Source organism: Paractinoplanes rhizophilus (genome assembly GCF_042664765.1).
GTDB lineage: Bacteria > Actinomycetota > Actinomycetes > Mycobacteriales > Micromonosporaceae > Actinoplanes > Actinoplanes rhizophilus.
Genome location: NZ_JBHTBJ010000030.1, coordinates 26336 through 46490, shown reverse-complemented (window position 1 = coordinate 46490; position 20155 = coordinate 26336). Strand labels below are relative to the sequence as shown.

Below are 20155 nucleotides of genomic sequence, written 5' to 3'. Positions count from 1 at the left end.
CACCGTCCTTCCTCTACGGGTGGTTCGCATCCACTCTGCCCGCTGGAAGGCCGATTTGAAAACCTCGATCTGCGCGACGCGGCGCACACCCTACGTGGACCTGGCGCGGATCGCCTTGTCGAGAGCCTGGTCCAGAACCACGAGCAGGGCGTCCCGGACCGAGGCGCGGAACCGCGCGTCGAACGAGAGAACCGGCACATCGTCACGCACAGCGAGCGCCCAGCGCACCTCCTCGAGGTTGTAGTTCATCTGCCCGTTGAACGTGTTCACGCCGACCACGAACGGCAGACCGGCCCGCTCGAAGTAGTCCACGGCGGGGTAGCAGTCGTCGATCCGAGCCGTGTCCACCACCACCAATGCGCCCAGGGCGCCCTTGATCAGGTCGTCCCACATGAACGCGAAGCGCGACTGGCCGGGCGTGCCGAAGATGTAGAGCTTCAGCGTCTGGTCGATCGTGAGGACGCCGAAGTCCATGGCGATGGTCGTGGTCGTCTTCATGGTCGCCTGGCCGGGATTGTCGATGCCGACCGACTCCGAGGTCATCTCCGCCTCGGTGGTGAGCGGGGAGATCTCCGAGATGGCGCCCACGGTTGTCGTCTTTCCGACACCGAATCCGCCGGCCACGATGATCTTTACCGGGACCGGCGCCTTCTTCGGCTTGCCGCCGCTACCCACCCGGGCGGTGCCGACGTAGTGGTCAGGTGATTGCTCGAAGTCCACGGATCACTCGCATGATGGTTTCGGGGTCGGGGGTCTCGTTGTCCAGCACATGGACGTCCAGCTGGCCCGCGGCGCGCAGGTCGCCGACGAGGATCCGGGTGACGCCGAGGTGCAGACGCAGCCGGGCGGAGATCTCCGCCACGGACAATGGCTCGCCACAGAGCGCAACGATGGCGCGCATCTCCGGCGAGAGCCGCATGGGCACTGCGGCGTGGTTGACGGTCACCTGGGTTTCCATCCCGATGTCGGGATCGGCGCCGTCGGTGCGCCCGGACGTGATGACGAACGGGCGCAGTGTCGTGGCCGACTCGTCGACCGGCGGTTCACCCAGGGATGTGGGGCGGTAGCCGCCGGCCGACGGGAGGCCAGACTGCAGGAAGGGCCGGACACTCGGGCGAGCCGGGTGTGCCGGGTCGTCAGCGTCCGGGTAGGTCATTGCTGGACGGCGTTCTTCAATTCCGCGATCAGACGCGGGCTCAGGGCGCCGCCGGCGCGAGTGGCGAACAGCGTCATCTCGTACGCGAGGGTGCCCAGGTTGGCCGAGCGGTCCGCGATGACGCCGAGCACCGATCCCGCGCTGATCGCGGTGACCAGGAGATAGCCCTCCGCCATGTCGATGATGACCCGGTTCAGCGCGCCCAGCCGATACCAGCTGGCGGCGCCGCCGGACAGGCTGGTCAGGCCCGAGACGACCGCGGCGAGCCGCTCGGCGTTCGGCCGGTCCTTGATCGCGGACATCGCCATCAGCAAGCCGTCGGAGGAGACGGCGATGGCCTCGATCACGCCCGCGGTGCCGGAGGTGAACGAGTCCAGGAGCCAGTTGAAGGTCTTCGCCTCGGCACTTAGCTGGGCCTGGCCGTAGCCGTTGCCGGTTTCCGTGGAGTAGGGGCTAGTCATCGCGGTTGTCCCTCGGGTTGTGGCTGAGTTTCGTTCAGTGCGAGTGCGACTCCGTACTCGAACTGTTCCATCAGTGCTCGGGCGGCATCCGGATCGAGCGGAGGTGCCGGAGCGGGCGGGGGCGGGGTGTTTTGCACGTCCCGCGGAAGGGTGGCACCCGGAACCCGGCGGGCGAGGGGTGCGTGACCGGCCGACGGCGGGGCCGTCATCTCGGTCTCGGCGACGTCCCACTGGGCACGGCTGACGCCGGCTTCGAAGGCGTCGAACGCGGCGCGCGCGGCGGCCGCGTCGTCCTGTGACGGCGGTGCGATGGTCGGCCGGTCGACCGGCTCGGCCGGCAGCTGGCTGCCGGGAACTCGCCGGCGAAGCGGTCCGCCGCCGGTCCCACGCTCCGGCGCGGGCTGGGCGTAGCTGTCCGGCTGGGCGTAGCTGTCCGGCCGGGCGTAGGGATCCTTTTGGGCGTACGCCTGCGGCGCCGGCGCGCCGTACCGGGTGTCCTCGTCGATGCGCTGATGTGGAATGGCCGGTGCCTCCGGGGCCGGGGAGTTCCAGGTCGGCTGGGGCGCCTCGGCCGGCTGCTGGTTCCACGCCGACGGACCGGCCGCGGGCAGCTCCGGCAGCGAGGCCGGCACCCGGCCGGCGACCGGCGCGCCCAGGTCGTACCCGGGCGGCGGCGAGACCGGCTGCTCGTAGGAGGGCGCCGACGACTGCTGATAGGACTCGGCCGGCTGGTAGGGCTGGGCCGGCGGCTGGTAGGGCTGGGCGGGTTGCTGGTACGGCTGGGCCGGCTGCTGATAGACCTGCGCCGGGGCCCAGACCGGCTCCGCCTCGTACACCGGCTCGGCCTCGACCGGGGCCGCCGGCAGCGCCTCGACCGCCGGCGCCGCCAGGGCCGGGCCGGCGTTGGCGTGCGGGGCCGCGAAAGCGTTCCACGACCCACCGGATTCGAGGGTGCGGGTGGCTCGCTCGAGCACGTTGGCGTCGAACGGCAGCTGGCTGCCGGGCACCGAGGCCCGGGCCGCGGAACCGGCGATCACCTGGGCGAACTCCGCCGTGTGGTGGGTCGGCGCCGGGGCCGGCCCGCCCAGGAACGACGGCATCGGCGCCGCCATCGTGCTGCTGGGCACCCGGGAGATCAGGTGCGCCGGGGTCAGGTCGACCCAGACCGTGACGCCGCCGCCGGGGGTGTCGGTCAGCGTGACCTCGATGCCGTGCCGGCGGGCGAGCCGGCCGACCACGAAGAGGCCGAGCACCTCGGTGGGCACCAGGTCGAGGCGCTCACGGCGGGTGAGCCGGGCGTTCTCCTCGGCCATGCGCTCGGGCGTCATGCCGAGCCCGTTGTCGATGATCGCCAGGCGGGCGCCGCCGCGCAGCTCGGCCGCCGTGATCAGCACCCGGGTGTGCGGCGGGGAGAACGCGGTGGCGTTCTCCATGAGCTCGGCGAGCAGCAGGGTCAGGTCGGCGAGGATGGCCGGCACGACCACGATCTCCTCGGGGACCTCGACGTCCACCCGGGTGTAGTCCTCGATCTCACCGAGGGCGAGGCGGACGACGTCGGACAGCGACAGCGGCGCCATGTGCTCGTTGGCGCCGGCCCCACCGGAGAGCACGACCAGCGAGGACGCGTTCCGGCCGAGGCGGGACGACATGTGGTCGAGCCGGTAGAGCTCGCGGAGCCGGTCGCTGTCGGTCTCCTTGCGCTCCAGGTTGTCGATCAGGGCGAGCTGGCGGCCGACCAGGTTCTGGGTACGCCGCCCGACGTGGCCGAACATCTGCGCCACGTTGCGCCGGCCGGCCACCTGGCGCTCCACCAGCCGCACGGCGGTGGTCTGCACCCGGTCGAACGCGCGGGCCAGGTCGCCGATCTCGTCCTGGGCCTCGACGTCGACCGGGTCGAGGCGGATCGGGCGTACCGTCTCCGCTTCGTCGTCGGCGACGCGTTCGAGCTCGGCCTCGGCGGCGCGGGCGATGCGGTCGGCCGAGACGGTCAGGCGGCGCAGCGGCCGGGCGACCGCGCGGGCCATGAAGATGCTCAGCGAGACCACCAGGAGCAGCAGGATCAGCGATCCGCCACCGATGAGGAAGGCGTCCCGGAGCGCCGTGTCCCGGTTGTTGGTCACGATCTGGTCCACGTCCGCGGCGACTCGCTTCTCCACGAAGCCACCGAGAACGAGCACCGACCGCAGCGACGGGAACAGCGTCTTGATGTTCAGCGAGTTGACCGCCGTGCCCGGGTCGATCGCGGCCTGGACGAGGAAGTCGGACCCGACCCGGGACGAGAACGCGTCCTGGGCGCCGAGGTACAGCTTGTACTGCGCGTCGGTGAAGAACGCCTGCGCGTTCGCGATCACCTGCTGCAGCTGCACCAGCGTCGAGTAGAAGAGGCTGACGAATCCGGGCTGCTTGGTGATCGTCGCGACCACCAGGTAACCGGACGCCTGGCTGATCATGTCGTCGGTTCGCAGCGCCTGCTCGAGCGCGAAGACCTGCCGGCCGACGCCGGTGGTCAGGTCGGCGGTCGAGGAGAGCGCCAGGCCGTTGATCAGCGGCGTGATCACGTTGGTGAAGTCGGTGACCAGGGTGTCCGGGCGGATCGCGCCCGGGTTGAGCACGTTCTGCCGGGTGTTCTCCAGGCGGGCCGCGCCGCGGACGGCCTTGTGCAGCTCCTTGCTGATCGGCTGGTTGCCGCCGTCCTCGATGCGGGCGACCGCGTCGGTGGCCTTGGCGCTCTGTACGACCAGCTCGGGCTGCTGGATGAGCCCGAACAGGAAGCCGATCGAGAGCAGGCGCTCCTCCTGGAGCTCCTGCACGGCGGTGCTGACGCGGGTGGCGAGCTGGACGGCGTCCGACGTCTTCTGCGCGTCCTGGGCGTCGCTGATACGGGTGACGATGATCGGCACGCTCAGCGCCACGACGCCGAGCAGGGGAACGAGGACGAGAAGGGCGAGCTTGCCCAGGATGCGGAACTTACCGAAGAGCACCGGACCGCTCCCGCCGTGTCGGGTCGTTGTCGCCGTAGGCCGGGGTGAGGTCGTACTGGCCGCCGTACGCGGCCGGGGCCGGGGGCCGGCCGGCCGGGATGTCCCGGGTGGACTCGCCGATGCCGGGCGTGCCCGGCCCATGGTCGCGGCGGCGGCCGATGGCCGGCCAGACCAGCGCGGCGAGCACCAGCAGGATCGCGAGCAGGCCCATGGCGAGCGCCTCGGCCCGCCGGTAGGACAGCGAGCTCGACCGGTCGTCGAGCAGCTTGGCCATCTCCTTGAGCGTGACGCCGGCCAGCGCGTTCAGCGCGGTCTGCAGGGCGGTCTGCGCGGTGGACATGGTGGCCACGTTCGGCGTGCCGCCCGGGTTGGCGCCTCGGGTCATCGACTCGACGCCACGGCGGAACGAGTCGAGCGTGGTGACCAGCGAGCCGCTCAGCGTCGGGCTCTTGGTGTTGTCGACGGCGGCCTGGAGGTTCTCGGTCAGCGAGTTGACCGAGTCCTGCACGGCGAGCACCTCTTGACCGAACTGCACCGCGATGGTGCCGCGGGTCTTGGCGTTCGCGGTCTGCAGGATGTTCGCCCAGTCGCCCATCCGGCTCACCCGCGAGACCGTGGTCGGCATGTCGACCGCCACCGCCTGCTGCAGGTTGGAGATGTCGCTGTCCGGGTCGCGGTTGAGCTCGGAGTTGCGCCGGACCGCGCCGTAGAGGGCGATCGCCAGGTCGGCGACCTCGATGTGGGCCTGCAGGATCGCGAGGCTGCCGCCGGTCGCCTTGGGCAGCTTGGCGATCTTGGCATTGAGGTCGGCCCAGCGCTCCCTGGTCTTGAGGTCGTCGCCGAGGCTGGCGTCGGCGGCCGCGACCTTGGCCACCGCCGCGTTGAGCGAGTCGGGCGGCGCCGACACCCCCTGTACGGCCGAGGACTGTGCCTCGGCAAGCGCGCTGATCAGCGGAGTGAGGGCGGTGATGTATTCCACGCCCTTCTTCTCCAGGTCAGTCTGCGCCCGCTGATGTGAGTTCTCCTGCCAAACGCGGCCGAACAGGACCGCACTCGGCACAAGCACCAAAACCGTCAAAATCACCGCGAGAGCGGAGCGTAAACGGGTTCGCCGGCTGTTCATTGCTTTCGTCCTCCGCCATGCAACACGCGATGAGCCGTGGGTGACGGCTACTGTCCGTAGCCGGTTGGGCGCACGGATCCGGGCCAATCTATCCGAGAAATCCTCAGGAAGCCCCTTTCCAAGGGGCAGAATTCTCTCGGCTGATCGGGGGATGCCACCGGCCGCCGTCGGACTCCGTTCGCGTGCGTTTACCGACCGTTAAGTCGGGCCGAAGTCGCAGCGCACAGCGCTTCCGGAGCCGGTTGGCCACCGCGGAGATGGTAACGGCAGGGCGGGCCTTGAGAAAGATACAAGATTCGCAATGGGTAACGATTATGACTCGGAACGCTATTGACGCAGAGTAGTCGTACGATTGCTCATAGGAATGGCAATTGCACTGCGTAATGATGGCCCGCAACGCAAAACGGGCTTTTCCCCGGTTTTCACCGGGGAAAAGCCCGAAGCGGTCACAGCCGGGCGAGGGCCTTGCGCAGCGGGTCGAGGCCGAGCGAACCCAGGTTGAGCGCGTCACGGTGGAAGGCCTTGAGGTCGAAATCGGCGCCCTTGCGCTGTTTCGTCTCCTCGCGCGCCTGCATCCAGATCCGCTCGCCGACCTTGTACGACGGGGCCTGCCCCGGCCAGCCGAGATACCTCTTCCACTCGAAGCGCAGCACCTCGTCGGCCATCCGCACGTGCCCGCGCAGGAACTCCCAGCCCAGCTCGGGCGTCCAGCGCTCGCCGGGGTGGAAGCCGAACGGGTTGTCCCGGGGGATCTCGTACTCCAGGTGCATGCCGATGTCGACGATCACGCGGGCTGCGCGCAGCGCCTGGCCGTCGAGCATGCCGAGCCGGTCGCCCGGGTCTTCCAGGTAGCCCAGCTCGTCCATCAGCCGCTCGGCGTAGAGCGCCCAGCCCTCGCCGTGCCCCGAGCACCAGCAGAGCAGCCGCCGCCAGCGGTTGAGCAGGTCCTTGCGGAGCATCGTCTGGCTGACCTGCAGGTGGTGGCCAGGCACGCCCTCGTGGTAGACGGTCGTGACCTCGCGCCAGGTGGAGAACTCGGTGATCCCCTCGGGGACCGCCCACCACATCCGGCCGGGACGGGAGAAGTCCTCGCTCGGGCCGGTGTAGTAGATGCCGCCGTCGCTGGTCGGGGTCAGGCAGCACTCGATCTTGCGGGCCGGCGGCTCGATGTCGAAATGCGTGCCGTTCAGCTCGCTGATCGCCTTGTCGGCGAGCGCCTGCATCCAGTCGCGGAAGGCCTCCTTGCCCGGGATGCGCCGGGCCGGGTCGGCGTCGAGCAAGGCCACCGCGTCGTCGACCGTCGCGCCGGAGCCGGCGATCGCCGCCGAGACCACGGCCATCTCGCGCTCCAGCCGGTGCAGCTCGGCGAAGCCCCAGAGGTACGTCTCGTGCAGGTCGACCTTGGCGCCGAGGAAGTATTGCGAGGCCAGCGAGTACCGCTCCGCCCCGGCCGCCTCCTTGTCGCGGCCGACCGGGGCCAGCTCGTCACGCAGGAACGCCGCGAAGCCGGCGGTGGCCGCCGTCGCCGCCGCGGCGCCGCGCTCGAGCTCGGTGGTCAGCGCGCCGCTCGCGGTCAGCCGGCCGGCCAGGCCGTGGAAGAAGTTGTCGCGCGCCGGGTCGGTCCAGGCGTCGCACTGCTCGGCGACGGCCAGCAGTTGAGCGCGGGCGCTGACCCGGCCGGCCGCCGCCTCTTCCCGCAGGGTCGTCTTGTACTGCTCGATCGCGGGGGCGAAGCCGTTGAGCCGGGCCGCGATGTTGGCCACCGCCTCGTCGCCCTCGGTGGGCATGACGTCGAACACCCCGCGCAGGCCGTGCAGCCCGCTGGAGATCACGCTGACCGCGCTCTTGGTGTAGCCGGCGTCGTAGGTGGCGAGCTCGAGGCCGAGGCGCTCCATCATGGCGTCCTTCGCCACCTGCTCGGCCTCGTGTTCGGGCTCGATCACGTCGAGGTCGTTGAGGGTGCGCCGGACGTGCTCGGCCTGGGCCTCGAAGCCCTCCGGAGAAAGGTCGTCGGTCTTGTCGTCATGGCCGGCGATGCCCACATAGGTCGCACCGGTCGGGCTCAGCTCGGCCCACTCGGTGACGTAACGGTCGGCGAGGTCGTCAATTCGTCCCACCCTGCGACCCTACGGTAGGGACGCTACTTATTTATGCCCCGCTCATTTATGCCCCGCGGTCCACTCGAGCAGCCGTTCCATCGGCCAGGTGTTGACCACCCGCTCGGCCGGCACCCCGCACAGGGCGGCCCGCTCGCAGCCGTTGCGCAGCCAGTCGAGCTGGCCCGGCGCGTGCGCGTCGGTGTCGATGGTGAACAGGCAGCCGGCCTCGACCGCGACGGTCAGCATCCGCTTGGGCGGGTCGAGCCGGTCGGGCCGGGAGTTGATCTCGATGGCCTTGCCGTGCTCGAGGCACGCCTCGATCACCTTGTCGAGCTCGAACGTGCTCGGCGGCCGGGTGCGGCCGGCCCGGTGCCCGCGGTCGCCCTCGCCGGCCGCGGACACCTTGCGGCCGGTCATGTGGCCGAGGATGTCGAGGTGCGGGTTGGCGATCGCCCGCACCATCCGCCGGGTCATCCAGGGCGACTCGTCGCGCAGTTTGCTGTGCACCGAGCCGACCACCACGTCGAGCCGGGCCAGCAGCTCGTCCTCCTGGTCGAGCGAGCCGTCGTCGAGGATGTCGACCTCGATGCCGGTGAGCACCCGGAAGCCCTCGGGCAATGCCTCGTTGAGCGCGGCGACCCGGTCGAGCTGCTTGCGCAACCGCTCCGGCGACAGGCCGTTGGCCACGGTCAGCCGCGGCGAGTGGTCGGTCAGCACCAGATATTCGTGGCCGAGCTCGACCGCGGCCAGCGCCATCTCCTCGATCGGTGAGCCGCCGTCCGACCAGTCCGAGTGGGAGTGGCAGTCGCCGCGCAGCGCCGCCCGCAGCGCGGCCGCGGCGGCCGGCAGGTCGGCGCCCTCGATGGCGCGCACCCGGCGCAGGTAGACCGGCTCCTCGCCGGCCAGCGACTCGGCGATGCAGCGGGCCGTGACGTCGCCGACTCCTTGCAGCTTGGCCAGGGTGCCGGCGGCGGCGCGCTCGGCCACCTCCTCGGCCGGGACCTTCGAGATGGCGGCGGCGGCGGAGCGGAACGCGCGCACCCGATAGGTCGCCTCGTTCGCCCGCTCCAGATAGAAGGCGATGCGGCGGAGGTCGTCAACCGGATCACGAGAAGCCATGCCGTCAGGGTAGGTGGTTAGGCTCGAACCTGTGCGGACGATCGACTGGGTGGACGGGGCCGTCGAGATCATCGATCAGACGGTGCTCCCCAAGGAGGTGCGGGTGCTGCGCCTGCACACGGTCCCGGAGCTGGTGGCCGCGATCCAGTCGCTGGCCGTCCGGGGCGCGCCGGCGCTCGGCGTCGCGGGCGCGTTCGGCGTGGCGCTGGCCGCCCGGGTGCACGCGGACGACCCGCAGGCGCTGACGGCCGCGGTCGCGCGGGTCGAGACGGCCCGGCCCACCGCGGTCAACCTGGCCCGGGGCGTACGCCGGGCCGCGGCGCTGCTGCCGCGCGGGCCTGAGGCGGTGCTGGCCGAGGCGTGCGCGATCCGCGACGAGGAGGTGGCGGCGTCGCGGGCGATGGCGAGCCGCGGCGCCGACCTGATCGTCGAGCTCTGCGGCAACCGGTCCCGGCTGCTCACCCACTGCAACACCGGCGGGCTGGCGGCGGTCACCCTCGGCACCGCGCTCGGCGTCGTCTTCGAGCTGCATCAGCGCGGCCTGCTGGGCGGCGTGATCGCCAGCGAGACGCGGCCGCTGTTGCAGGGCGCCCGCCTCACGTCGTGGGAGCTGTCGCAGCGGGGGATAGCGCACCGGGTCGCGGTCGACTCGGCCGGACCGTTCCTGATGGCCCGCGGCGAGGTCGACGCGGTGATCCTCGGCGCCGACCGGATCTGTGCGAACGGCGACGTGATCAACAAGATTGGCACGTACGCGCACGCGCTCGGCGCGCACCGGGCCGGGATCCCGTTCGTGGTGGTGGCGCCGGAGTCGACCGTGGACACCCACACGCCGAGCGGCGACCGGGTCCCGATCGAGGACCGCGGCGCGGCCGAGATCACCCCGTGGTCCGACGCGGTGAACCCGGCCTTCGACGTCACGCCGCACGACCTGGTCACGGCGATCGTGACCGACCGCCGGGTGATCAGACCCTAGTGCTCAATGCGGTCAGTTTCCGGCCGCATGGAAACGACCGTCCGGCGATCTTCCGCGACCGCCGTGACCCAGCCCCCCGACCGCCCGAGATCGAGCAGCGCGTCCACCTCGGCCGGCAACTGCTCCGCGGCGCCGCTGCGGGCGGGCCAATGCCGTCGCAGCTCGCCGCCGTGTGCGACCAGCGGGGTGAGGAAGCGGACCGGGTCGGTGGCCAGCGCCGCGTCCATTCGCTCCAGGCCGTCCAGCAGGCCGCGCAGCACCTCGCGGACCGCGGTCGCGTTGCCGCCGCACATCGCCACGACCAGTTCGGCGCGGGTGGCCGCGACCCGGGTGCCGTCCCGGAACGAGCCCGCGGCCAGGGTGCCGGCCAGCGGGTTGCCGTCGAGCTGGCGGGCCAGCGCGCTGGCGAACAGGTGTGGCACGTGACTGATCTGGGCGACCGCCCGGTCGTGCTCGGCCGCGGCGACCGGCACGACCCGCGCGCCCATCGCCGTGAACAGCGCCGCGAGCGTCAGCCAGTCGCCGAGGTCGGTCTCGTGCGGCTCGAGGCAGAGCACCCAGGCGCACCCCTCGAACAGCCCCGGCTCGGCCGCCGCGAATCCGGACGTCTCCTTGCCCGCCATCGGGTGCCCGCCGACGAACCGTCGCAGTCCGTGCTTCGCGGCCAGGTCACGCACCGGGCCTTTGACCGAGGTGACGTCGGTGACCAGGCCGTCGTGACCCGCGAGCTGGGCGATCAATTCGGGCAGGACCGGCAGGGGTACGGCGAGAGCGACGAGTTCCGCGTCCGCGACCGCCTCGGCGACCGAGCCTCGCACCGTCCAGCCCGCTCCGGCCGCCAGGTCGCGGGTCGCCGGGTCGGCGTCGTACCCGATGACCCGGTGCCCCGCGGCGGCCAGCGCCTGCAAAAGCGAGCCGCCGATGAGCCCGAGTCCGATCACCGCCACGTCCACCCCGGAACTCTCCCACACCTGCCAAGATCAGCCGTTCGGACCGGGCGGGGATCACCCGTCCCACCTGCGCATTCTGTCCGTTTCGCGGCCGTTGAGCGGCCGGCTCGGACGTTACGGTTCTCGCATGGCTTTAGCCGACAAAACGCCCAACATGGGACGTTTCGCGGGCTGAGGACTTCATGGGCCTGGGGGCCTCGCATTCGGCAGCGACTTTCCTCCCGGCAGCGCGGGGCCGCACCTTTGGGCGAGGGTGCGGCCCCGCGCCTACGCCTTGCAGTTGTGCGCGCGTTTCCAGGCGGCGACGGTGGCGACCGGGCTCTTCTGGCCGCCGCCGCGCCAGGAAGTCAGATAGGTGGCCGGCCAGACCACGCCGCGGCGCACCTTCCAATCGCCAGTCTTGGCGCACGGCGGGGAGATGCCGTAGTGCAGGTGGCAGACGCCGCTCGAGTTGCCGGTCTTGCCGACCTTGCCGAGCTGCTGACCGGCCGTCACGGGAGTGCCGGCCCGGATGCCGTCGAGCACCTTGCTCAGGTGGGAGCCGTAGTAGCGGACGCCGTCGTCGCCGAGGATCGACACCGACATGCCGCCGTTGTTCGGGCCGTCGGGGGAGCCCTTGACGTACTTGTCCTTGAGGCTCACCTCGAGCACGACGCCGCTGGTCGTGGCGACGACGGTCTTGCCGCAGTCGGCGAAGATGTCGGTGGCCGGGTACTTCGAGTGGGTGGGATGGAACGCCACGTTCGACGCCTTGACCGGGAAGACGTACTTCACCTTGACCTTTGCCGGCGCCTTGGCGGGCGGGGCGGACGGGCTCGCGCTGGTCGCGGCCGGCGGCTGAGCCGAGGGCGGCGGCGCGGACGACTCGTCGGTGTTCAGCGGCTCCACGAACTGCGGTGTGGCCTCGTTCGACGCGGCGCCGCCGGGTGCGCCGCCACAGCCGGCCATGGTCACGGCCACGGCGGTCAGGCCGGTGAGGGTACGAAGCAGGCGCACCGAGCCATCCTGGCAGAACTCGGCGGGCCGCGCCGTACCGGGCTCGCTAGGCTGGTGGCGGGTGAGGCACACAGAGGAGGCGCGGTGAGCGAGAGGGAGTCGTCCTGGCCGGACACGCCCGCGTCCGGGCCTCCGTCCGACGATCCGGAACCGGCCACCGTGGTCCCGCCGGTGGTCTACACGCGCCCGGAGCCCCGGCCGACGTCGCCGCCGGCTCCGTCCGCCGGGTCGCAGCCGATTCCGCATGCTGCGCCGCAGTCCGTTTGGCAGGGTGGGCCGCCGGCGGCTCCGTACGCCGGGGCGCGGCCCGTCTGGCCGGCCGGGCCGCAGCCGGCGCCGATGTTCGCGCGGCGGCCGGGCGGCTACCTGCCGCCGCCGGCCCGGCCGCCGTCGGGGCTCTTCCCCGGCCCGTCCCGGCCGGTCTACCGCGAGCCGCACCCGGTGGCGGCGGCGCCGCTGCTGTCCGGGTTCGGCGCGACGCTGCTGTGGCTCGCGCTCTTCGGCGGCCTCGCCCACGACCTCGCCGCGTACGCGTGGTGGACGATGGTGGCGGCGATCACCGCGTGGGCCGTGGCGATCGTGCTGACTCTGCTCGGCGACCGCGGCGCCGCGGTCGGTGTCGCGCTGGCGAGCGGGCTCGGGCTATCGATAGCCATGGCGTTCGTGGGCGCGCGGTGGATCGCCACGTACGACTGGCCTTTGTGGTGAAAAGCACGGAAACGAGGGCGACCGGATGTGCCGTCCTCGTCGCCGTCCGCACTGGGTCTTGACGGGCGACGCGGCGGTGTGCACGCTCGGCTTCATGGCCCCCTCACCGCCACGGCTCGACCCCGATCGTCGCCGTCGCCGTCTGGAGTTGCTGGCTGCTCTCGCCGATGCGAAAGCTCGGGAGGCCGCCCAGCCGCAGCGGCTTCGCGGGGCACGCCTCCGCGAGATCATCGCCACGCGCCGTCGCCTGGCGAACTGACTTCCCACCTATTTGGGGGCGTGGCGCGCCGCGCCCGCCGTTCTTCCCGCTACCGTCACTCGCTGAAGACAAAAGTCGCGTGGGGGGAAAACTTGTCGACTTTCGCTGCCGCCGTCGCTCGGGGCAAGAACGGGTGGACGGCGTCCGAGCTGGACCTGACCGGCCTCGCCGACATCGACGAGGTGGTGGACGCGCTGCGCGACGTCGAGCCGGACGCCGACGTGGCGCTGCTCTTCGTCGAGAGCGACGACCAGTACCTGGCGATCGTGCGCCTCGACGAGGGCGAGGACCTGCGGGTCTTCGGCTCCGACTCGGCGTTCGTCGAGGAGTCGCGGATCGGGGCGGTGCTGCTCGGCGAGATCGAGGTGCCGCCCGCCCTCGAGATCGACGAGCTGACGTCGGGGACCGAGGAGGAGGACGCGGACAGTCCGTCTCCCGATCCCGACGCCGACCCGGTCGGTGACGCCGATCTGCTGAACGACCTCGGGATCAACGCCAAGAAACTGCTCGCGCTGTGCGGCCAGGAGGGCATGCTGCCATCCGACGTGACCGCGGAGATCTGCCAGCGGATCGGCTGCGGCGACGAGGTGGAGGAGCTGCGCGAGGCGTGAGCGAGCGCACCGGCCGCGAGCGGTCTGCCCGGCGCGAGCCGACCGCCAGGGCCACGAGTCCACGCCCGGCCGGCTCAGCGTGAGTCTCGCCCCTACCGCTCAACACGTGAGCTGGATGCGGCGGGCGATCGCGGTCGCGTCGGCGTTTCCGGAGGACGTGCCGGTCGGGGCGGTCGTCTACGGCCCGGACGGGGTGGAGCTGGCGGCCGCGGGCAACGAGCGGGAGGCGACCGGGGATCCGACGGCGCACGCCGAGATCCTGGCGCTGCGCCGGGCCGCGGTGCTCCTGGGCAGCTGGCGGCTCGAGGGCTGTTCGCTCGTGGTCACGCTGGAGCCCTGCACGATGTGCGCGGGCGCACTGGTGCTGGCGCGGGTGTCGACGCTTGTCTTCGGGGCGTGGGAGCCCAAGACCGGCGCGGTCGGCTCGCTCTGGGACGTCGTGCGGGATCGCCGCTTGAATCATCGGCCCGAGGTGTATTCCGGCGTCCTGGAATCCGAGTGTGCGGCACTCCTGCGCGACTTCTTCGCCCGAGAATGACGGCTCTGAGCTGGCTGGCTGCGCTTCACTCCGCGGGCGATTGCCTGGTAACCGGTGAGACGGCAGGCGGTTTTCCGGCACCCGCAAACCCACGGGCGTCGAAAACCACACGTGCCGTCACACCGGCGGCAATCGCGGGATCGGTGGGCCGTCCCGTACCCGAAAGGGTGTTGGCGGATCGCGGAGAGTGACGCGCGGCAGGTTGCTCAGCCGGCGTCGGCGATCGCGGTTTCGAGGCCGATCCGGACCATGTCGCCGAAGCCCTGCTCGCGCTGGGCCGCGTCCATCTTGTCGCCGGTCTTGATGTGATCGCTCACGGTGAGGATTGTCAGCGCCTTGGCGCCGTAACGCGCCGCAATCGTGTAGATCGCCGCGGACTCCATCTCGACCGCCAGCACGCCGTAGTCGGCCAGGGCGTCGTAGAGATCGGGACGGTCGGTGTAGAACGCGTCGGCGGCCAGGATCGGGCCTACCCGCAGCGCCGTGCCGTGTCGCTCGGCCACCTCGACCGCGGTGCGCAGGAGGTCGAAATTCGCGACCGGCGCATAGTCGATCAGGCCGTCGAAGCGCGCCCGGTTCATGTTGGAGTCGGTGGCCGAGCCGATCGCCGCAAGCACGTCGCCAAGGCGAAGATCGGGCGCCAGCGCGCCGCAGGAGCCGATCCGGATGACCGACTGCACGCCGTACTCGTTGATCAGCTCGTGGGTATAGATGGACGCCGACGGCATGCCCATGCCGGAGCCCTGCACCGAAACGCGGACGCCCTGGTAGGTGCCGGTGAAGCCGAGCATCCCGCGGACCTGGGTGTAGCACTTCGCGTCCTGCAGAAAGGTCTCGGCGATCCACTTCGCCCGCATCGGGTCGCCGGGGAGCAGAACCCGCTCGGCGATGTCGCCCGGCTGCCCGCCGATGTGCACGCTCATGCTCCGTGCTCCTCTCGCTTGGTCATGCCGCCGATCCTGCCAGGTCAGGGTCGGTTCGCTGGGCAATGGGTGACCCGCCGACGCGGGCGCCGCGGCGTCCGGTAACCTACTTCGCGGTGGTGTGTCCGAGCGGCCTAAGGAGCACGCCTCGAAAGCGTGTGAGGGTTTACGCCCTCCAAGGGTTCAAATCCCTTCACCACCGCCATCGCCCGGCGGCTCCGTTTCTTGCGGTCCGCCGGGCTTTTTCCTGCGCGCGCCGCGGTGGTTTGTCCGTGCTTTCGGTTACCGACAAGAGTCACTCTGCGTGCGTAAAATCCGGTCCACCGTACGGGTCGGCAGGCCCTGGCCGTTCGGCTGTTCTCCATGATCAGGTGTCCTGCACGTAACGCGGTCGTTTCGGCCTCCGAAGGCCCTCGGCACTAGCTGGACCGATTACCCAAGGTGACGGTGAGGGGACGGCCCAAATACCGCCACTGTTGCGCAAGTCACGTAGCCAAAAACCACCGGATCAGACAATGCGCTCCGACCGCCTGGTGAGAACTTTTCGCAAGATTGCCCTACGCCGATGTCCTGAATCTGTCCTAGATTTGACATGTGAGAGTTGAGCATCACTGGTGGAATGGTGACATCCGGCTTGCGCGCCGTGATGTCTACGTACGCACCGACGGCGCGCTCTGGGAAGTCGAGGCTCAGATGGGCGGACCGGAGGGCAAGTCGAAGGTGCAGCAGTGCCCGGGCAAGGCCTCCGCCTTGATCCTGGCAGATGCGTGGCGTGGACCACGCTGGCAGTGGCGCGAGATCTAGGGCGCCTTGGGCCGGCTGCGCCGCCTGCTTGACTTCATCGGCCAGCCGAATTTTCGTTACGGGCCGGACCTCGCGAGGGGTCCGGCCCGTACACGTTGAACCGGACTGTTTGTCCGGTGACAAGCACTCGATCGGGTTTAACGTTTCACGCCATGCAGGCGACAGTGACCGACCACCGCTGCGACATCGCGGTGCTGCATCTCCGGGGCGAGCTGGACGCCGACACGGCCGAAAAGCTGCGCTCGACGCTGAGTGGCCTGCTGGAACGTCCCGTTCCCCGGATCGTCGTCGACCTCACCGACCTCAAATTCTGCGATTCGGTGGGGCTGAGCGCCTTCATCACCAGTAAGCAACTGATCACCGATCGTGGGGGATGGCTGAGCTTTGCCGGCGCCAATCCGTTCCTGCTGCGGTTGCTGGAGACGGTCGGGTTGACTCGGTATTTCGCGATCTTTCCCGAGGTGGAGGATGCGATCGCGGCCGGACAACTCTGATCTGAGCTTCTTTAGCGGAACGGCCGGGCTCAGGGGAGCTCGGCCGTTTTTGTGCTTGGCGGAGGATACGAGATTCGAACTCGTGAGGGTGTGAACCCAACACGCTTTCCAAGCGTGCGCCCTAGGCCTCTAGGCGAATCCTCCGTCGGCCAGGATACAGACCGCCGCGCCGCGCCGCGCGTGTGGGTCGGCGCTCGGCCGGCGACGGGACCGGGTAGGCTGTTGGGCAGCCTCTCGTGCGGCGTGCATCTCGTGAACCTCCCCAGGGCCGGAAGGCAGCAAGGATAAGCGGGCTCTGACGGGTGCACGGGAGGCCCTTTTCGTTTCCACCCTTCTGCGTCGTCGCGCGGCTTGGTTCTTGTCATACCCCCGACGGACAATGGCGCGGTCGTTGAGGAGGGGTAGTGGCACTCGCGCTTTACCGCAAGTACCGTCCGCGCACGTTCGCAGAGGTCATCGGCCAGGAGCACGTCACCGAGCCGCTGTCGCAGGCGCTGCGCAGCGGGCGGCTGCACCATGCCTATCTGTTCTCCGGGCCCCGCGGCTGCGGCAAGACTTCCAGCGCCCGCATCCTGGCCCGCTCGCTCAACTGCGAGCAGGGCCCGACGCCCGAGCCGTGCGGCGTGTGCGCGTCCTGCCGCTCGCTGGCCAACGACGGCGCCGGGTCGATCGACGTCATCGAGATCGACGCGGCCAGCCACGGCGGCGTCGACGACGCCCGCGACCTCCGCGAAAAGGCGTTCTTCGCGCCTGCCAGCAGTCGATACAAGATATATGTGATCGACGAGGCGCACATGGTCTCGCCGGCCGGCTTCAACGCGCTGCTCAAGCTGGTCGAGGAGCCGCCGGATTATGTGAAGTTCATCTTCGCCACCACCGAGCCCGAAAAGGTGCTCGGCACCATCCGCTCCCGCACCCACCACTACCCGTTCCGGCTGATCCCGCCGGCCGTCCTCCGGCCGTATCTTCAGCAGCTCACCGAGGCCGAGGGCGTCCACGTGGAGCCGGCCGTCCTTCCGCTCGTGGTGCGGGCCGGCGGCGGCAGCGCCCGAGACAGCCTCTCGGTGCTCGACCAGTTGATCGCCGGCGCCGGCCCCGACGGCGTCTCGTATTCGCGCGCCGTCGCCCTGCTGGGCGTCACCGACGTCACCCTGATCGACGAGATGTGCGATGCCCTGGCCGCCGGCGACGGCGCCGCGGCGTATTCGACGATCGACCGCGTCGCCGAGGCCGGCCACGACCCCCGCCGCTTCGCGTCCGACCTGCTGGAGCGCTTCCGCGACCTGATAGTCCTGCAGCAGGTGCCCGACGCGGTCACCAAGGGCCTGATCGACGGCCCCGCCGACCAGCTGGAGGCGATGAGCGCACAGGCGGGCCGCCTGGGCCCCGCGACGCTGTCGCGCTGCGCCGACATCGTGCACAACGGCCTGGTCGAGATGCGCGGCACGACCGCGCCACGGCTGCTGCTCGAGCTGATCACGGCCCGCATGCTGCTGCCCGGCGCCGAGGATTCGACCGGGGCGCTGCTCCAGCGCTTGGAACGCATGGAGCGGCGGCTGACGCTGAGTGGTGACGCCGTTCTCGTACGCGATGAACCGCCCGCTTCCTCCGCGCCGCCCGTTGCCGCAATGCCGGTGGACGGGGGCGAGGCCGCGGTGAGCGCTGGTGGCGGGAGCGGGCTGTCGGCGGCGCGGGCGGCCGCCGCTGCCGCCAGTCGGCGATCCCCCACGGCGCCGCGGCGGGCCGGGGCCTCGGCCCCCTCCGCTGAGGCCGCGCCGCCGCCTGCCGTCGAGCCGGCAAGTCCTCCGGCGGCACCTGGCGCCGAGCTGGCAAGTCCTCCGACGGCACCTGCCGCTGTGGCAGGTTCCCCGGCGGCGTCCTCTGTGCCGGCGGCACCCGCTGTTGCGACGCCTTCTTCCGCTGTGCCGGCCGCGCCCGCCACCACGGCTGCCGCTGGGCCTGCTGCTGCCGGGCCCGCTGTTGCCGCCTCGACCACTGCTGGCCCTGGTGCTGCACCTGGCCGCGGTGCCGCCGTGCCTGCTGCCGGCACCCCCGCTGCGGCGTCCGCCCCACCGGTGTCCGCTTCACCGAGCTCGTCGCCGGAGCCGGATCACTATGACGACGAGCCGCCGTGGGATGACGAGCCGGAGCCTGACGCCTACGACAGCGCGTCCGTGCGGCGGCCCGAGCCTCGGGGCGTGCTGCCGGATGCGCCGGAGGAGTCGGGCGCTGCCGCCGTCGAGCCGCCGCCCGGGCAGTTGACCGTGGCGGCGGTCCGCGAGGTGTGGCCCGAGATCCTCACGGCGATCGGCCGGCGGAGCAAACGGCTGGTCGCGTTGCTGTCCAACGCGGTGGTCCGCGATCTCGACGGACAGACGCTCGTGCTGACGTTCCGCTATCCGAAGCATGCCGAGATGGCCGCTCCGGAGGCGCCTGCGGTGGCCAGCGCGCTCTACGAGGCGCTCGGCGGCAGGTGGGAGGTCCGCTGCGAGGTCGGCGGCGAGGCCGGCGCGGCAACGGTCGCGCCCGCGCCGCGCGCCGGCTCCAGTCACCCCGGCTCCAGTCACCCCGGCTCCAGTCACCCCGGCGACGTTCCCCCCGCCGCACGCACCGAGCCCCCTGCCGGCGCGCGCAACGGCCGTGCCGCCCAGCCCGCACCCGGCGCCCAGCAGGCGCACGCCGCCGCGCCCCGTCCGCCGCAGAGCCGCCGCCAGCAGACCGAGTCGTCTTCCGGCGGCGACGACGACTGGCCAGAGCCGGTCAAACCAGGCGGTCTGGGCGCTCCCGCCCCCACACCGGCCGACGACGAGGAAGAGGACTGGCCCGAGGTCCGCCCGGTCGGCCCGGCGGCCACGTCCAGTGGTGATTCCTCGCCGTCATCACCAGTCGCCCCTGTCCCTGCTTACGCCCCTGCGCCAGCTCACGCTCCTGCGCCTGGCCACGCCCCTGCGCCGGCCACCGCCGATGGAGCTGCGGCTGGCCCAGCGCCTGCTGCCGCCGATGGAGCTGCGGCTGGCCCGGCGCCTGCTGCCGCCGATGGAGCTGCGGCTGGCCCCGCGCCTGCTGCCGCCGATGCGCCTGCGGCTGGCCCCGCGCTTGCCGCCGCCGATGCGCCTGCCCCTGCCGCTACCCCTGCCGGAGCTTCCGCCTCGGCCGTCCAGGGAGCTTGGGACACAGGCGACGCTTCAGACAGCGCTGTCGCACCCGCTGATGCCGCTGCTTCGGGCGGGCCGACTGCATCTGGTAAGCCGACTGCTTTCGGTGGGCCGACTGCCTCTGGTGGGCCGACTGCCTCTGGTGGGCCGACTGCCTCTGGTGGGCCCACTGCCTCTGGTGGGCCCGCTGCCTCCGGTGGCGCCGCCGCTGCCGCTCGCGCCGCGCGCAACGCCGAGCGGGGTGGTGGCCTGGCCGCCGCCCGTGCCGCCGCGGCCGGTGCCCGGGCTGCGGCCGCGGCCCGCCAAAGTGCTCGCCCCGCCTTGTCGCCGCCCCCGGCTCCGGCCGCATCGCCGGCGTGGTCCGACGGGGCGCCTACCGAGGAAGCGCCCTACGACCCCGAATACGACGGCCCGCCGCGCGGCGGGGCTGCGGCATATGAAGGCTTCGACCCGGGGGACGAGCCGCTGGACGACGTGATCGATGAGAAGACGGCGCGGGAGAGCAGCGAGCAGCAGGCCATGCGCCTGCTGCAAGAGGTGCTGGGCGCCGAGAAGATCGGCGAGAGCTGACCGGCTGCGGTGCTCCCGCCCGAACCCCCGACTCCGGCCGCTGACGGGCACGGGCGCGTTCTTTCACGGCCGCGAACGGCCGAACCGACGGACGGCCAGGGCGTGACCATCAGGTGGCTGGGTGGCGTGACCGGTGGGGCGTCTGGGGCGGCTACGCTGGGCGGCGATTGACGTGGTCGGCCGCGTGGGTATCGACGGCGGTCAGGAATGTGACCTTCTAACTGAGGAGCGG

At 71.2% G+C, this 20155-nt stretch carries 17 protein-coding genes, 2 tRNA genes and 1 other RNA gene; 9 read left to right on the top strand and 11 right to left on the bottom strand.

The genetic code is table 11. The features are described from left to right. Positions 1–90: 90 nt before the first annotated feature. The 7 genes from ACFQS1_RS29930 to ACFQS1_RS29900 all read right to left on the bottom strand — a co-directional run bounded on the left by ACFQS1_RS29930 (position 91) and on the right by ACFQS1_RS29900 (position 8939). The gene (locus tag ACFQS1_RS29930; protein WP_378974844.1) at positions 91–720 is read right to left on the bottom strand and encodes a GTP-binding protein; all 630 of its coding nucleotides are present in this window, start codon (positions 718–720) and stop codon (positions 91–93) included. Then, the gene (locus ACFQS1_RS29925; RefSeq protein ID WP_378974842.1) at positions 698–1156 is read right to left on the bottom strand and encodes a DUF742 domain-containing protein; all 459 of its coding nucleotides are present in this window, start codon (positions 1154–1156) and stop codon (positions 698–700) included. Before ACFQS1_RS29925 ends, ACFQS1_RS29930 begins: the two co-directional genes overlap by 23 nt. After that, complete coding sequence (locus tag ACFQS1_RS29920; RefSeq protein WP_378974840.1) at positions 1153–1617, bottom strand: roadblock/LC7 domain-containing protein; 465 nt, start codon at positions 1615–1617, stop codon at positions 1153–1155. Before ACFQS1_RS29920 ends, ACFQS1_RS29925 begins: the two co-directional genes overlap by 4 nt. Next, positions 1614–4598 carry a sensor histidine kinase gene (locus ACFQS1_RS29915; protein WP_378974838.1) on the bottom strand — a complete coding sequence of 995 codons (2985 nt, stop codon included), beginning with the start codon at positions 4596–4598 and terminating at the stop codon, positions 1614–1616. The genes ACFQS1_RS29920 and ACFQS1_RS29915 overlap by 4 nt, the downstream gene beginning before the upstream one ends. Beyond that, complete coding sequence (locus ACFQS1_RS29910; RefSeq protein ID WP_378974836.1) at positions 4585–5577, bottom strand: hypothetical protein; 993 nt, start codon at positions 5575–5577, stop codon at positions 4585–4587. The genes ACFQS1_RS29915 and ACFQS1_RS29910 overlap by 14 nt, the downstream gene beginning before the upstream one ends. Before the next feature lie 590 nt (positions 5578–6167). Further along, on the bottom strand, positions 6168–7838 hold the full coding sequence (locus tag ACFQS1_RS29905) for a DUF885 domain-containing protein (protein ID WP_378974834.1): 1671 nt from the start codon (positions 7836–7838) through the stop codon (positions 6168–6170). Between the two features lie 42 nt (positions 7839–7880). Further along, positions 7881–8939: a PHP domain-containing protein gene (locus ACFQS1_RS29900; RefSeq protein ID WP_378974832.1), complete on the bottom strand. Its 1059-nt coding sequence runs from the start codon at positions 8937–8939 to the stop codon at positions 7881–7883. 31 nt (positions 8940–8970) lie between these two features. On the opposite strand from ACFQS1_RS29900, the gene mtnA reads away from it, so the two are divergent. After that, a complete protein-coding gene (gene mtnA, locus ACFQS1_RS29895; protein WP_378974830.1) occupies positions 8971–9915 on the top strand; it encodes an S-methyl-5-thioribose-1-phosphate isomerase in 945 nt (314 codons plus the stop codon). Here the strand turns inward: mtnA and ACFQS1_RS29890 are convergent. Continuing rightward, positions 9912–10868, bottom strand: coding sequence for a prephenate dehydrogenase (locus ACFQS1_RS29890; protein ID WP_378974828.1), 957 nt, complete (start codon positions 10866–10868; stop codon positions 9912–9914). The two genes, mtnA and ACFQS1_RS29890, sit on opposite strands and share 4 nt — an antisense overlap. A gap of 264 nt (positions 10869–11132) precedes the next feature. Then, positions 11133–11861 carry a M23 family metallopeptidase gene (locus tag ACFQS1_RS29885; protein WP_378974826.1) on the bottom strand — a complete coding sequence of 243 codons (729 nt, stop codon included), beginning with the start codon at positions 11859–11861 and terminating at the stop codon, positions 11133–11135. Between the two features lie 84 nt (positions 11862–11945). Here ACFQS1_RS29885 and ACFQS1_RS29880 point away from each other — a divergent pair, with 84 nt between their 5' ends. The 3 genes from ACFQS1_RS29880 (at position 11946) to ACFQS1_RS29870 (ending at position 13977) form a co-directional block, all read left to right on the top strand. Further along, complete coding sequence (locus ACFQS1_RS29880; protein WP_378974824.1) at positions 11946–12569, top strand: hypothetical protein; 624 nt, start codon at positions 11946–11948, stop codon at positions 12567–12569. A gap of 351 nt (positions 12570–12920) precedes the next feature. Beyond that, entirely contained in the window at positions 12921–13439 is a 519-nt protein-coding gene (locus ACFQS1_RS29875) for a tRNA adenosine deaminase-associated protein (protein ID WP_378974822.1), read from the top strand. 106 nt (positions 13440–13545) lie between these two features. Next, positions 13546–13977, top strand: a complete 432-nt coding sequence (locus tag ACFQS1_RS29870) for a nucleoside deaminase (protein WP_378974820.1) — start codon at positions 13546–13548, stop codon at positions 13975–13977. A gap of 206 nt (positions 13978–14183) precedes the next feature. Here the strand turns inward: ACFQS1_RS29870 and deoD are convergent, their stop codons facing one another. After that, complete coding sequence (deoD, locus tag ACFQS1_RS29865) at positions 14184–14900, bottom strand: purine-nucleoside phosphorylase (protein ID WP_378974818.1); 717 nt, start codon at positions 14898–14900, stop codon at positions 14184–14186. Positions 14901–15015: 115 nt separating this feature from the next. Here deoD and ACFQS1_RS29860 point away from each other — a divergent pair. The 3 genes from ACFQS1_RS29860 (at position 15016) to ACFQS1_RS29850 (ending at position 16198) form a co-directional block, all read left to right on the top strand. Further along, positions 15016–15105: transfer RNA gene (locus ACFQS1_RS29860), tRNA-Ser, on the top strand. A 389-nt stretch (positions 15106–15494) separates the two neighbouring features. Continuing rightward, the gene (locus ACFQS1_RS29855; RefSeq protein ID WP_378974816.1) at positions 15495–15704 is read left to right on the top strand and encodes a hypothetical protein; all 210 of its coding nucleotides are present in this window, start codon (positions 15495–15497) and stop codon (positions 15702–15704) included. Between the two features lie 152 nt (positions 15705–15856). After that, positions 15857–16198, top strand: a complete 342-nt coding sequence (locus ACFQS1_RS29850) for an STAS domain-containing protein (protein WP_378974814.1) — start codon at positions 15857–15859, stop codon at positions 16196–16198. A 56-nt stretch (positions 16199–16254) separates the two neighbouring features. On the opposite strand, the gene ACFQS1_RS29845 is transcribed toward ACFQS1_RS29850, so the two are convergent. After that, positions 16255–16342, bottom strand: a tRNA-Ser gene (locus tag ACFQS1_RS29845). 81 nt (positions 16343–16423) lie between these two features. Here ACFQS1_RS29845 and ffs point away from each other — a divergent pair. Together ffs and ACFQS1_RS29835 are read left to right on the top strand one after the other, a co-directional pair. Continuing rightward, positions 16424–16520: signal recognition particle sRNA small type (gene ffs, locus ACFQS1_RS29840), an RNA gene on the top strand. 82 nt (positions 16521–16602) lie between these two features. Further along, positions 16603–19923, top strand: a complete 3321-nt coding sequence (locus tag ACFQS1_RS29835; RefSeq protein ID WP_378974812.1) for a DNA polymerase III subunit gamma and tau — start codon at positions 16603–16605, stop codon at positions 19921–19923. Positions 19924–20155 lie beyond the last annotated feature (232 nt).

Bases quoted from the DNA above. Each gene is read 5' to 3' on its own strand.
- ACFQS1_RS29920 (WP_378974840.1), bottom strand. From the start codon at position 1,617: ATGACTAGCCCCTACTCCACGGAAACCGGCAACGGCTACGGCCAGGCC.
- ACFQS1_RS29850 (WP_378974814.1), top strand. From the start codon at position 15,857: ATGCAGGCGACAGTGACCGACCACCGCTGCGACATCGCGGTGCTGCAT.
- ACFQS1_RS29900 (WP_378974832.1), bottom strand. From the start codon at position 8,939: ATGGCTTCTCGTGATCCGGTTGACGACCTCCGCCGCATCGCCTTCTAT.
- ACFQS1_RS29925 (WP_378974842.1), bottom strand. From the start codon at position 1,156: ATGACCTACCCGGACGCTGACGACCCGGCACACCCGGCTCGCCCGAGT.
- deoD (WP_378974818.1), bottom strand. From the start codon at position 14,900: ATGAGCGTGCACATCGGCGGGCAGCCGGGCGACATCGCCGAGCGGGTT.